This is a genomic window from Nocardia sp. 852002-20019_SCH5090214 (genome assembly GCF_001665865.1).
Taxonomy (GTDB): Bacteria; Actinomycetota; Actinomycetes; order Mycobacteriales; family Mycobacteriaceae; genus Nocardia; species Nocardia nova.
Genome location: NZ_LZMK01000330.1, coordinates 1 through 13,794, shown reverse-complemented (window position 1 = coordinate 13,794; position 13,794 = coordinate 1). Strand labels below are relative to the sequence as shown.

The following is a 13,794-nucleotide window of genomic DNA, read 5'->3' as shown; positions in this document are numbered from 1 at the left end:
CGCGGCCAGCCTCGCCTGCGCCCGCCCTTCCCCGCCGTCGCCGGCCTGTACGCGTGCCCGACCGTGGTCAACAATGTGGAGTCGATCGCGAGTGTGCCGGCCATCCTGCACAACGGCGTCGAATGGTTCCGTTCGATGGGGTCGGAGAAATCGCCGGGCTTCACCCTGTACTCACTGTCCGGACACGTCACCCGGCCGGGACAGTACGAGGCGCCGCTGGGTGTGACGCTGCGCGAACTTCTCGGTTACGCCGGCGGCGTGCGCGCCGGGCACACCCTGAAGTTCTGGACTCCCGGCGGCTCCTCCACGCCCTTGTTCACCGCCGAACACCTCGATGTGCCGCTGGACTACGAGAACGTGGGTGCGGCCGGATCCATGTTGGGCACCAAGGCATTACAGATCTTCGACGACACCACCTGCGTGGTACGCGCGGTCCTGCGCTGGACCGAGTTCTACGCCCACGAATCCTGCGGAAAATGCACCCCCTGCCGGGAGGGCACCTACTGGCTGGTGCAGCTGCTGCAACGGCTGGAGTCCGGCGGCGGTACCGACGCCGATCTGGACACCCTGCTCGATATAGCCGACAACATCAACGGCAAATCGTTCTGTGCGCTCGGGGATGGTGCGGCCAGCCCGATCGTGTCCTCGCTCAGATACTTCCGCGACGAATACGCCGAGCACATCCGGCTGGGCCGGTGCCCGTTCGATCCCGCTCGCTCGACCGCCTGGGCCGGCGCCACGGCCGCGACCGCAGCGACGCCTGCCGAAGGAGTGCGATGACCGCGACAGTGAGCCACGACAGCAGTGGCGTCATCCCTCAGGACATGGTCACCGTCACCATCGACGGCACGACGATCGCGGTGCCCACCGGAACGTTGCTCATCCGGGCGGCCGAACTCGTCGGAATCCAGATCCCCCGGTTCTGCGATCATCCGCTGCTCGATCCGGTCGGGGCGTGCCGGCAGTGCCTGGTCGAGGTGGAGGGGCAGCGCAAGCCCGTCGCCTCCTGCACGATGGCCGTCACCGACGGGATGATCGCCCACACCCAGATCAGTTCGCCGGCCGCGCAGAAGGCGCAGGCCGGGGTGATGGAACTGCTGCTGATCAACCATCCGCTGGATTGCCCGGTCTGTGACAAGGGCGGGGAATGCCCGCTGCAGAACCAGGCTATGTCCAGCGGCCGGCCCGAATCACGCTTCGAGGGGGTGAAACGCACCTACCCCAAACCGATTCCGCTCTCACCCGCGGTGCTGCTGGATCGGGAGCGGTGCGTGCTGTGCGCCCGCTGCACCCGGTTCTCACAGCAGATCGCCGGTGATCCGTTCATCGAGTTGATGGACCGCGGCGCACTGCAGCAGGTCGGGATCGCCGACGGCGAGCCGATGGACTCCTACTTCTCCGGCAACACCGTCCAGATCTGCCCGGTCGGCGCCCTCACCGGCACCACCTACCGCTTCCGCGCCCGCCCCTTCGACCTGGTCTCGAGTCCGGCGGTGTGTGAGCACTGCGCCGCCGGATGCGCCCAGCGCACCGACCACCGCCGCGGAAAAGTGCTGCGCCGCTTGGCCGGTGATGATCCGCAGGTCAACGAGGAATGGAATTGCGACAAGGGCCGGTGGGCCTTCACCTACGCGACCGAACCCGACCGGATCACCACTCCCCTGATCCGCGACGACAGCGGCGTCCTCGTTCCGGCCTCGTGGTCGGAGGCGCTCGCGCGAGCGGGTGCGGGACTGGCCGCCGCCCGCGGGAACGCCGGAGTGCTGGTGGGCGGCCGGGCCACCGTCGAGGACGCCTACGCGTACGCCAAATTCGCGCGTATCGCACTGGGCACCAACGACATCGATTTCCGTGCTCGCGCCCATTCCGCCGAGGAAGCCGAATTCCTGGCCGCGGCGATCGCCGGACAAGGGGTGCGGGTGGACTACGGGGCGCTGGATTCGGCGCCGGTCGCCCTGCTCGCCGGACTCGAACCCGAAGAGGAATGCCCGATCCTGCATCTGCGGCTGCGCAAGGCCGCCCGCACCTCGGCGACTGCGATCTATTCGATGGCCGCTTATGCGAGCCGGGGCCTGAACCGGATATCGGGGCGGTTGATTCCTACCGTGCCCGGCGACGAAGCGCGGCTCTTGCAGGCGCTGGCGGTCTCGGGCGCCGGATACGAATGTCCGCCCGATCCGTCGGGGCTGGACGAACTCGCCCGCGCGCTGCGCCGTCGCGGTGCGGTGATCCTGGCCGGCGAACGGCTGGCCGCACTCCCCGGTGCGCTGTCGGCGGTGGCGGCATTGGCCGAGACCACCGGCGCCGCGCTCGCATGGGTGCCGCGCCGCGCCGGGGAACGTGGCGCGCTCGAGGCGGGAGCGCTGCCCGGTCTGCTGCCGGGCGGTCGCCCGATCGCGAATGCGCGTGCGCGCCAACAGGTTCAGCGGATCTGGCAGGTCGACGAACTGCCGACCACACCCGGTCGCGATACCGCCGCGATTCTCGACGCCGGCCGCCACCCCGGCGCGCTGCTGGTCGGGGGTGTGGAGATCGCCGATCTGCCCGATCCCCGCGCCGCCCGGGCCGCCGTCGAGGCCGCCGCCTTCGTGGTCAGTCTGGAATTGCGGCGCAGTGAGGTCACCGAGCGGGCCGATGTGGTGTTCCCCGTCGCCTCGGCGATGGAGAAGGCGGGGACATACCTCACCTGGGAGGGCCGGCCACGGCCGTTCGGCGCCGCCCTCGGCGATGCGACGGTGCGGCGGCAGGCGGCTCCGCTCGCCGATCATCGCGTGCTGCATTCGCTGGCCGACGAGATGGGAGTGCGGCTGGGCTTGCCGACGGTCGAGGCCGCCCGCGCGGAACTGGACGCCCTGGGTGTCTGGGACGGGCCGCGGCCGCAGCCCCCGGCGCATCCGTCGGCCGCACTACCGTATACCGAAACCGGCACCGCCATCCTCGCCGGCTGGCGCATGCTGCTCGACAACGGCCGCATGCAGGACGGTGAACCGAATCTCGCCGGCACGGCACGGCCCGCGGTGCTGCGGCTGTCGCCGGCCACCGCCGCCGAAATCGGCTCGGCCACCGGCGATTCGGTGCGGATCAGCACCGGGCACGGTCGCATCGTGCTGCCGCTCGAGATCACCGAGATGCCCGATCGCGTCGCCTGGCTGCCGTGGAATTCGGCGGAGTCGACGGTCAACGACCGGCTCACCACCGCCCTCGGTCACCGCGTGCGCATCCAACGGGAGGACCCCCATGAGTGAGATGTCACCGGCTGTGCTGGTCTCGGCCCCGGCCGATCTGTCCGCGTTCGGCCACGACCCGTGGTGGCTGGTCGTGGTCAAATCCATCGGTATCTTCATCTTCCTGCTGCTCATCCCGCTGCTCGCGGTGGTGATCGAGCGCAAGGTGGTGGCCTGGATGCAGATGCGGGTCGGACCCAATCGGGTCGGGCCGCGCGGTTCGCTGCAATCCATCGCCGACGGGGTGAAGATGCTCCTCAAAGAGGACATCGTCCCGGCGATGGTCGACAAGCCCATCTACATTCTGGCGCCGATCGTCGCGTTGATTCCGGCGGTGATGGCGTTCGCGGTGATACCGCTCGGACCGGAGGTGTCGATCTTCGGCACCCGCACACCGCTGCAGTTGACCGATATGCCGGTGGGGGTGCTCTATATCCTCGCGATGACCTCGATCGGGGTCTACGGCATCGTGCTGGCGGGATGGTCGTCGGGATCGACGTATCCGCTGCTCGGTGGTCTGCGGTCGACCGCGCAGGTGATTTCCTACGAGATCGCGATGGCGGCCTGTTTCGCGGCGGTGTTCCTGCTGGCCGGGACCATGTCCACCTCCGGCATCGTGGATCGGCAGTGGGGCACCTGGAACATTTGGCTGCTGCTGCCGTCGTTCGTCATCTACGCGGTGGCGATGGTCGGCGAAACCAACCGCGCCCCCTTCGATCTCCCCGAAGCCGAGGGTGAACTCGTCGGCGGTTTCCACACCGAATACTCGTCGCTGAAATTCGCGATGTTCATGATGGCCGAATACATCAACATGGGCACCGTCTCGGCGCTGGCCACCACACTGTTCTTCGGCGGCTGGCACGCACCCTTCCCGCTGAACCTGTGGGACGGCGCGAATTCGGGCTGGTGGCCGCTGCTGTGGTTCACGCTGAAGGTCTGGACGTTCCTGTTCGTCTTCATCTGGTTGCGCGGGACGCTGCCGCGGCTGCGCTACGACCAGTTCATGAATCTCGGCTGGAAGTTGCTCATTCCGGTGTCGCTGCTGTGGGTGATGATCGTGGCGACGCTGAAGGTGGTGCAGGACAACGGCCACGACGTGCAGACCACGGGCCTCGTGATCGCCGGCGTGATCATCTCGGTGGGCCTGCTGGCGACAATGCTGCGCGCCGGGCGTGCCGGTGACAATATCGCACCGGAAACCACTGGGACGCAACAGTTCTCGGACTTCCCGGTGCCGCCGATGCCCGAGACCGCGCCGCCTGCCACCAAAGCCGGTCTGCTGGAACCCATCGGCGGATTCTGGGTCACCTTCGTCACGATGTTCAAGAAGAAGAACACCGAGTTCTACCCCGAGGAGAAGGTGCCGACCGCGCCGCGCTACCACGGCCGCCACCAGCTCAACCGCCATCCCGACGGCCTGGAGAAGTGCATCGGCTGCGAACTGTGCGCGTGGGCCTGCCCGGCGGACGCGATCTACGTCGAGGGCGCCGACAACACCGACAGCGAGCGCTACTCCCCCGGCGAGCGCTACGGCCGCGTCTACCAGATCAACTATCTGCGCTGCATCGGCTGCGGACTGTGCATCGAGGCGTGCCCCACGCGGGCATTGACGATGACCAACGAATACGAGATGGCCGACGACAATCGCGCCGATCTGATCTACGAGAAGGACCGGCTGCTCGCCCCGCTGGGCGACGGGATGATCGCCCCGCCGCACGCCGCCTATCCGGGCGCCACCGAGGAGGACTACTACCTGGGCGCCGTCCCCGCCGCCCCCGGCACCGACCGCGATACCGGGCTCCGTCCCACCGGCACCACCGCCGCGGACACCGGTCTCGAACCGGCCGCCACCGGTGCCCAAGGAGGTGCGCAATGACCCCGGCCGCGAATGTGCTTGCCGCCGAAGCTGCCACCCGTACCTCGACCGGGGAGGCGGTGCTGTTCTGGGTCCTGGCCGTGGTCGCGGTGGCGGGTGGTCTCGGCATGGTGTGTGCCCGCAAGGCCGTGCACTCCGCGCTGTGCCTGGCGGCCACCATGATCACCCTGTCGGTGTTCTACATCGCCCAGGACGCTTTGTTCCTGGGCGTCGTGCAGATCGTGGTGTACACGGGCGCGGTCATGATGTTGTTCCTGTTCGTCCTGATGCTCGTCGGCGTCGATTCGGCCGAATCGCTGCGGGAGACGTTGCGCGGGCACCGCATCGCCGTCGTCGTGGTGGGTGTCGGATTCGGGCTGCTGCTGATCGGGGCGATCGCCCGGGGCGTGCGCGACGATTCGGTCGCGGCCACCGGTCCCGGATTCGGCGCCGACCCGATCGGCGCGCTGGCCGAGCTGATCTTCGTGCGTTACGTGTGGGCCTTCGAACTCACCGGCGCGCTGCTGATCACCGCCACCATCGGCGCGATGATCCTCGCGCATCGGGAACGGTTCGGTCCGCGCACCGGGCAGCGCGAACAATCGCAGCGGCGCCTGCGCGAAGGCCACCGCATCACGCCCCTGCCCACCCCCGGTGTCTATGCCCGCCACAACGCCGTCGACGTGCCGGCCCGGCTGCCCGACGGCTCGTTCGCCGAACTGTCGGTGAGCACCATCCTGCGCCATCGCCGCCGCCGCGCCCACACCGAGGACGCGGTGATCGGTATGGGAGAAGGCAACGGCGGCAACGGCACCGGATCGAACGGCAGTGAATCGAACGGCGGTGGCGAGAACGGACGCAGCGACAGCAACGGCGCCCATGCGACCGGCGACAACGAGAGGAAGGCTCCGCGGTGAATCCGGACAACTACCTGTATCTGTCCGCCCTGCTGTTCACCATCGGCGCGGCCGGGGTGCTGGTGCGGCGCAACGCGATCGTGGTGTTCATGTGCATCGAATTGATGCTCAACGCGGTCAATCTCGCCTTCGTCACCTTCGCCCGGCAGCACCACAACCTCGACGGGCAGGTGTTCGCGTTCTTCACGATGGTCGTCGCCGCGGCCGAAGTCGTCGTGGGCCTGGCGATCATCATGACCATCTTCCGCACCCGCCGCTCGACCTCGGTCGACGACGCCAACCTGTTGAAGTACTGACGTGGGTACCGGGAATCTGCTCTGGCTGCTGCCGGCCCTCCCCGCCGCCGGCGCGCTGATCCTGCTGCTGGCAGGACACCTGAGCGACCGCTGGGGGCATTGGCTGGGCTGCGCGACCGCGGTCGCCTCGTTCGGCGTGGCGGTGTGGGCGTTCGCCGAGATGCTCGGCCGCGCCGGCGCCGATCGAGCGGTGTCACACAACTTCTTCAGCTGGATACCGGTCGCCGGACTGCAGGCGGAGTTCTCGCTGCAACTCGATCAGCTGACGATGTGTTTCGTCCTGCTGATCACCGGCGTCGGCTCGCTGATCCACATCTACTCGGTCGGCTATATGAGCCACGATCCGGCGCGGCGGCGGTTCTTCGCCTACCTCAATCTGTTCCTGGCCGCGATGCTGATCCTCGTCATGGCCGACAACTATCTGGTGCTCTATCTCGGCTGGGAGGGCGTGGGCCTGGCCTCGTACCTACTGATCGGGTTCTGGCACGAGAAGCCGTCCGCGGCCGCGGCGGCGAAGAAGGCCTTCGTGGTCAACCGTGTCGGCGACATGGGGCTGGCGATCGCGCTGTTCCTGATGTTCGCCACCTTCGGTTCGGTCGATTTCGGGCACGTGTTCGCCGGTGTCCCGCAGGCGAGCGAAGGCACCCTCACCGCTCTGGGCCTGCTGCTGCTGCTCGGCGCGTGCGGTAAATCCGCGCAGGTGCCGCTGCAGTCCTGGCTCGGCGACGCGATGGAAGGCCCGACTCCGGTGTCGGCCCTCATCCACGCCGCCACCATGGTGACCGCGGGTGTGTATCTGATCGCGCGGTCGAACGCGATCTTCGACGCGGCCCCGGCGGCGCGCGCGGGCGTGCTGGTGGTGGGCGCGGTGACGCTGCTGTTCGGCGCCGTGATCGGCTGTGCGAAGGACGACATCAAGAAGGCGCTGGCGGCGTCCACTATGAGTCAGATCGGCTATATGGTGCTGGCCGCCGGACTGGGCCCCGCCGGATATGCCGTGGCGATCATGCATCTGCTCACCCACGGCTTCTTCAAGGCCGGATTGTTCCTCGGCGCCGGATCGGTCATGCACGCGATGAACGACGAGACGGATATGCGCCGTTACGGCGGGCTGCGAAAGTACCTGCCCATCACGTTCGTCACCTTCGGGCTCGGCTATCTGGCGATCATCGGGGTGCCGCCGTTCGCGGGGTTCTTCTCCAAGGATCGGATCATCGAGGCCGCGTTCGGCTACGGCGGCGCGAACGGCATCACCCTCGGCGCCGCCGCGCTGCTCGGCGCCGGGATCACCGCCTTCTATATGACGCGCGTGATGTTGTTGACGTTCTTCGGCGAAAACCGTTGGGCTGCGGACGATTCCGAGCCGCAGCCGCATCCGCACGAAGCCCCCGCGGTGATGACCGGCCCGATGATCGTGCTGGCGATCGGCTCGGTGTTCTCCGGAGGGGTGTTCGTCTTCGGATCATCGCTGCAGAACTGGCTGGCACCGGTGGTCGGCACCGAACACGCCGAAAGCGTCGTGCCGGCGTGGGCGGTCACCGTGGCCGCGCTGGTCGTGGTCGCGATCGGTGTCGCGGTCGCCTACCGCCAGTACGCGCGACGGCCGGTGCCGCGCACCGCCCCGCAGGAGGTCACACCGTTGACCGTCGCGGCTCGCCGCGATCTGTACGGCGACGCGTTCAACGAAGCCGCGTTCATGCGTCCGGGCACCCACCTGACCCGCTCGCTGGTCTTCCTCGACAACCGCGGTATCGACGGCATCGTCAACACCACAGCCGCGGTGATCGGCGGCCTGTCGGCGCGAATCCGGCGCGTGCAAACGGGTTTCGTGCGCTCGTACGCCCTGTCCATGTTCACCGGCGCGGCCCTGGTGGTCGCGGCCCTGCTGGCGGTGAGGTTGCTGTGACGGAGTATCCCTGGCTGACCACACTGTGGGTGCTGCCTCTGGCCGGCGCCGTCGTCGTGCTGGCCGTTCCGGCCGGCCGGCGCACGGTGGCCCGCGTGACCGGACTCGTGTTGTCGCTGGCCACCTTGGCCGTCGCGATCGTGGTCGCGGTGCGGTTCGATCCCGGCGGCCCGCAATACCAACTCGTCGAATCACACCGCTGGATACCGGCTTTCGGCGCCGGCTACACCCTCGGCGTCGACGGCATCGCGCTGGTGCTGCTGCTGTTGACCGCCGCACTGGTGCCGCTGCTGATCCTCGCCGGATGGAAGGACGACCGCGAAGCGGGCGGCGGGCGGCGGGTCGCGCACATCTACGTCGCGCTCACCCTGATCGTCGAGTCGATGGTGCTGATCTCGTTCGTCTCGCTCGACATCCTGCTGTTCTACGTGTTCTTCGAGGTCATGCTGATCCCGATGTATTTCCTCATCGGCGGATTCGGGCCCCGCACCAGCGGCGGTGAATCGGCGGCCGCGGAACTGGCACTGCGGCAGCAGCGTTCGCGCGCGGCGGTGAAATTCCTGCTGTACAACCTGTTCGGCGGCCTGATCATGCTGGCCGCCGTGATCGGGCTCTACGTACTCACCGCACGGGCACATCTCGGCGGTGCGGGTGGCACCTTCGATTTCCGGGCGGTCACGGCGGCGGCGAATTCCGGGCAGCTCGGCGCCGGTCCGGCCGTGCTCAACGCGCTGTTCCTCGGCTTCATGTTCGCCTTCGCGGTGAAGGCGCCGCTGTGGCCGCTGCACACCTGGCTGCCCGGCGCGGCGGTGTCGGCCACACCGGCGAGCGCGGTACTGATGATGGCGGTGGTCGACAAGGTCGGCACCTTCGGCATGCTGCGCTACTGCCTGCTGCTGTTCCCGGCCGCCTCGACCACCTACGCGCCGATGATCAGCGTGCTGGCGGTGATCGGCATCCTCTACGGCGCGCTGCTGGCCATCGGGCAGACCGATGTGATGCGCCTGATCGCCTACACCTCGATCTCGCATTTCGGCTTCATCATCCTCGGCATCTTCGCGATGACCAATCAAGGCGGGTCGGGTGCGACGCTGTACATGGTCAACCACGGCATCTCGACCGCGGCGCTGTTCCTCATCGCGGGATTCCTGGTGTCGCGCCGCGGAACTCGGGTGATCGCGGAATTCGGCGGGGTACAGAAGGTGGCGCCGGTACTGGCGGGCACCTTCCTGATCGCGGGCCTGGCGACGCTCTCACTGCCCGGCCTCGCGCCGTTCGTGAGCGAATTCCTCGTCCTGGCCGGCACGTTCACCCGCTATCCGGTGGCGGCCGTGTTCGCCAGCGGCGCACTGGTGCTGGCGGCGCTGTACGTGCTGTGGATGTACCAGCGCATGATGACCGGACCGGTCCGCAAGGGCAATGAGCGATTGCAGGATCTGCTGCCGCGCGAACTGCTGGTCGTGGTGCCGCTGCTGGCGGCGTTGCTGGTCCTCGGCGCGTATCCGAAACCGGTTCTCGACCGGATCAATCCGGCGGTGGCCGGCACGCTCACCACCATCGGCAAACACGATCCGGCGCCTACGGTCGCGCCGGATGCCGCGACCGTACCGGCCGCGACCACTCCGAGCGGAGGTAACCACCGGTGAATCAGCTTCTGGCCGCGACGGTTCCGGCTCCTTCGATCGAATATCACGCTTTGGCACCGATGCTCGTCGTCTTCGGTGTGGCCGTCGCCGGGGTGATCGCCGAGGCGTTCCTGCCCCGGTCGTGGCGCTATCCGGTCCATCTGGTGCTCGCGCTGGGCGGTTTGGTGGCGGCATTGGTGGCCGTGATCGCGCTCGCCGGGACTCATGCCACGGTGGCTGTCGGCGCGGTCGCCGTCGACAACGTGACGCTGATGCTGCAGGGCACCATCCTGGTGGTGGCGATTCTCGCGGTCGCGCTGATGGCCGAACGCGGTATCGAACCGCGGCTGGCGCGCGAAAGCCGGGAGGGCCCCGGGACCTGGAGCCGGGCGGCCGCGACGGCTTCCGGTGCGGTCGTCGTCGACGCCTTCACTCCGCAGGCCGCGGCGGTGCCGGGCAGTTCGGACGAGATCGCGGCGGCGCGGGCGGGCATCACCACCACCGAGGTGTTTCCGCTGACCCTGTTCGCGGTCGGTGGCATGCTGCTGTTTCCCGCGTCCAACGATCTGCTGTCGATGTTCGTCGCGCTCGAGGTGCTGTCGCTGCCGCTGTATCTGCTGTGCGGGCTGGCGCGGCGGCGTCGGCTGCTGTCGCAGGAGGCGGCGCTGAAGTACTTCCTGCTGGGCGCGTTCGCCTCGGCGTTCTTCCTGTACGGGATGGCGCTGCTGTACGGCTACGCCGGCACGATTCGCTTCTCCGGGATCGCCGACGCCGTGGCGCGCGATTCCGGCTCGAAAACCCTTGCGGTGCTGGGTGTGGCGATGCTGGCGGTGGGGTTGCTGTTCAAGATCGGCGCCGTGCCGTTCCAGTCGTGGGTGCCCGATGTGTATCAGGGGGCGCCGACCGCGGTGACCGCGTTCATGGCCGCGGCGACCAAGATCGCGGCGGTGGGAGCTCTACTGCGCATCCTGCAGGTCGCGGTGCCGGGACTGAGTGCGGACTGGCGTCCGATCCTGGGCGCCGTGGCGGTGGCCACGATGGTGCTGGGCGCGATTCTCGCCGTCACTCAGACCGATGTGAAGCGCATGCTCGCCTACTCCTCCATCGCGCACGCCGGCTTCATCCTCACCGCGCTGGTGGCGGCCAATTCCGACGGGGTCTCGTCGGTGCTGTTCTATCTGGCCGTCTACGGCGTGAGCACGGTCGGCGCGTTCGCGGTGGTCACGCTGGTGCGCGACCGCGTGGGAGACGAGGCCACCGCATTGTCGGCATGGGCCGGGCTCGGTCGCCGTTCGCCGTGGCTGGCAACGGTTTTCGCGTTGTTTCTGCTGTCGTTCGCGGGCATTCCGCTGACCAGTGGCTTCGTCGGGAAATTCGCGGTGTTCTCGGCGGCCGCCTCCGGACATGCGGCGTATCTGGTGATCGTCGGTGTGATCTCGAGTGCGATCGCCGTGTTCTTCTACATTCGCGTCATCGTGCAGATGTTCTTCACCGATCCCCCGGAGGCGCCGCCCGCCGTGGTCACCGCGCCGGTGACCACGATGGTCGTCATCGTCACCGGCGCCGCCACCCTGGCGCTGGGTATCGTGCCGCAACCGCTGCTCGACCTGGCGAACCGCGCGGTCGGGTTCGTCAGCGGATGATGCCGGAGACTTCGTCGGGGACAACGGTTCTCGTCGAGGCCGCACCGAAACGTCAACGGTGGCTCTAGGATCGAGTCCGACGACGACCTCCGCGCACAGAAACTGGTGTCATGACCGACAGCGCCGCACAGGTGGATCAATCGAAGCCGAGCATCGCCCGCGTGTACGACTATCTGCTGGGCGGGCGCGACAATTACGCCGTCGACCGCAAGGTCGGTGACTACTTCATCAACGATCTACCTGGTTCGGTCGCCATCGCCTATGCCAATCGGCAGGCCATGATTCGCGCGGTCGCCGATATCGCCGAATCCGGTGTGCGCCAGTTCATCGATATGGGCAGCGGGTTGCCGACCGTAGACAATGTGCATCAGGTCGCCCAGCGTCACCTCGACACCGCGCGCGTGGTGTACGTGGACAACGATCCGATCGTGCTGGCCCATGGTCGCGCCCTGCTGTCCGCCGACGACAACACCACGGTCATCCACGCGGATCTGCGCGATCCGGAGGCCATCTACTCCCATCCGGACCTGCGGCGGCTGATCGATTTCGACGAGCCGGTGGCGGTGATCTTCAGCGCGATCCTGCACCACCTCAACAACGACGAGAACCCGGCCGACTTGGTGAAGTGGTGGACCGACCGGATCCCGGTGGGCTCGCAGATCTATATCTCGCATTTCCGCTCCGGCTTCAACGAGGAGACGCAGGCCGCGGAGGAGAAGCTCCAGGCGACCTTCGGGCGTGGCCGCTGGCGTTCGGACGAGGAGATCCTCGATCTGTTCGGCGATCTCGAGGTGCTCGAGCCGGGGCTGGAGATCTGCGCCCGGTGGCGGCCCGCCGAAACCGACGCCTCGGTCTCGCGCATCGGCCCCGCCGAGCGCGAACCCACGCTGTGGGAACAACTGATCGCATGCGCCCTGGCCCGTAAGTCGTAGCGGCCACACGTCGCGGGGCACTAAGCTTCCGGGCACCATGTGCGCACCTCGGATCGTCCGGATCGCCCACGACGGTGCCGATTTCGCGACGGTCCCGTCGCGGCGCGCCTTGGCGGGCGCGGCCGGCCTCGCGGCGCTGGCGGTGGCGGCCACCGCACCCGTCGCACGCCCGCGCGCCGGAGCCGTCGTCGATCTCACCCATCCGGTGGGCCCGAATACGCCGATGTGGCCGGGTAATCCGCCGTTCGCGATGGTTCCGGTGGCATGGCATGCGCTGGGCGGTTTCGACCAGAACACGATCGCGCTGTGGGAGCACACCGGAACCCATGTCGATGCGCCGCTGCGCCGCGCCTCCGGCGGGGTGTCGGCCGGCACCTTCTCGGTGCGTGATCTGGTGGCTCCACTCATCGTGATCGACATCAGCGCGAAGGCGGCGTTCGACGTCGACGCGACGGTCACGATCGACGACATCGATGCGTTCGAGCGAATCTACGGCCGCATTCCGCCCCGGGCCTTCGTCGCCATGTTCTCCGGGTGGGAACGCCGCCTCGCCCATCCGGCGGCCTTCGTCAACCTCGACGTCCAGGGCACCCCGCATGCGCCCGGCTTCTGCGCCGAGGCCGCGGATTACCTTGTGCGCCAGCGCGATATCGTCGGCGCGGGGGTGGATACACTCAGCCTCGACCACGCGGCCGATCCCGACTACGGCGCACACACCGCCTTCCTCGGCGGCGGTCGCTACGGCGTGGAGATGGTGGCCAATCTCGGCTCGGTCCCGCCGACCGGTGCCACCGTCGTGGTCGGCGCGCCCGAACACATCGGCGGTACGGGCCGACCGTGCCGAATGCTCGCCTACACCTGAGGCTCGGCATCCCGCCTGCTCGAATCGCCTCAGCCGGTGACCGGATGCACCTCCAGGGCGCAGGTGTCGATGGTGGTGTGCACCGTGCGTGTGTCGGTCGAATCGGGAGCTGTCACATCGAGACTCGTGTACAGCGGGCAGTCCTCGCCGGCCGGGCCCATCGCGGAGCCTTCCACGACCGCGCGGGCGGGGCGACCGGGCAGCACCGTGACGACGGGTGGAGTGTCGTCGTCGCGGGGAAGGCCACCCATGTATCCGCGCGGGGTGCGTCGGGCGTGCAGCACCGGGCCGCCCTCGTCGGTGTCGACGCCGGGATAGCCGCCGATCGTGCAGGGCGGGGTGTCGGCGGCGAGGGCGAAGCTCAGTTCGACGCCGCGATGCATCATCCCCGGCGAGAGGGTGTGGGCGGTGATGTCCAGCTGGCGTGGCCGGCACGCCGCGACGGCCGCCGTGGTGGTGGGCCCCGGTGTGGAGGTGGGCTGCGGCGAAGGCGACTGCGCGGCAGGCGTTTCGGTGGCCGGTCGCGCGGAGGGT

Annotated in this window: 11 protein-coding genes; 10 read left to right on the top strand and 1 reads right to left on the bottom strand. The window is 68.3% G+C overall.

Annotated features, from left to right (window positions below; all coding sequences use genetic code 11):
* From A5780_RS26290 to A5780_RS26245, 10 genes are all read left to right on the top strand, one after another.
* Positions 1-780: NADH-ubiquinone oxidoreductase-F iron-sulfur binding region domain-containing protein (locus A5780_RS26290; protein ID WP_197521873.1), on the top strand; the 780-nt coding region annotated here is incomplete at its 5' end.
* On the top strand, positions 777-3,245 hold the full coding sequence (locus A5780_RS26285; RefSeq protein ID WP_064909946.1) for an NADH-quinone oxidoreductase subunit G: 2,469 nt from the start codon (positions 777-779) through the stop codon (positions 3,243-3,245). The genes A5780_RS26290 and A5780_RS26285, both read left to right, overlap by 4 nt.
* Position 3,246: 1 nt before the next feature.
* Positions 3,247-5,100 carry an NADH-quinone oxidoreductase subunit NuoH gene (gene nuoH, locus A5780_RS26280; RefSeq protein ID WP_064907041.1) on the top strand — a complete coding sequence of 618 codons (1,854 nt, stop codon included), beginning with the start codon at positions 3,247-3,249 and terminating at the stop codon, positions 5,098-5,100.
* A complete protein-coding gene (locus A5780_RS26275; RefSeq protein ID WP_082940741.1) occupies positions 5,097-5,996 on the top strand; it encodes an NADH-quinone oxidoreductase subunit J in 900 nt (299 codons plus the stop codon). The genes nuoH and A5780_RS26275 overlap by 4 nt, the downstream gene beginning before the upstream one ends.
* The gene (nuoK, locus tag A5780_RS26270; RefSeq protein WP_025350204.1) at positions 5,993-6,292 is read left to right on the top strand and encodes an NADH-quinone oxidoreductase subunit NuoK; all 300 of its coding nucleotides are present in this window, start codon (positions 5,993-5,995) and stop codon (positions 6,290-6,292) included. Before A5780_RS26275 ends, nuoK begins: the two co-directional genes overlap by 4 nt.
* Position 6,293: 1 nt before the next feature.
* Entirely contained in the window at positions 6,294-8,198 is a 1,905-nt protein-coding gene (nuoL, locus tag A5780_RS26265; RefSeq protein ID WP_064909944.1) for an NADH-quinone oxidoreductase subunit L, read from the top strand.
* Entirely contained in the window at positions 8,195-9,844 is a 1,650-nt protein-coding gene (locus A5780_RS26260; protein WP_063014736.1) for an NADH-quinone oxidoreductase subunit M, read from the top strand. The genes nuoL and A5780_RS26260 overlap by 4 nt, the downstream gene beginning before the upstream one ends.
* Positions 9,841-11,466, top strand: a complete 1,626-nt coding sequence (gene nuoN / locus A5780_RS26255; RefSeq protein ID WP_064909942.1) for an NADH-quinone oxidoreductase subunit NuoN — start codon at positions 9,841-9,843, stop codon at positions 11,464-11,466. The genes A5780_RS26260 and nuoN overlap by 4 nt, the downstream gene beginning before the upstream one ends.
* Before the next feature lie 110 nt (positions 11,467-11,576).
* A complete protein-coding gene (locus A5780_RS26250; RefSeq protein ID WP_063014732.1) occupies positions 11,577-12,398 on the top strand; it encodes an SAM-dependent methyltransferase in 822 nt (273 codons plus the stop codon).
* Positions 12,399-12,435: 37 nt separating this feature from the next.
* A complete protein-coding gene (locus A5780_RS26245) occupies positions 12,436-13,260 on the top strand; it encodes a cyclase family protein (RefSeq protein ID WP_064907038.1) in 825 nt (274 codons plus the stop codon).
* Between the two features lie 29 nt (positions 13,261-13,289).
* Here A5780_RS26245 and A5780_RS26240 read toward each other — a convergent pair.
* A partial coding sequence (locus tag A5780_RS26240; RefSeq protein WP_231983096.1) for a DUF4232 domain-containing protein occupies positions 13,290-13,794 on the bottom strand: 505 nt, incomplete at its 5' end.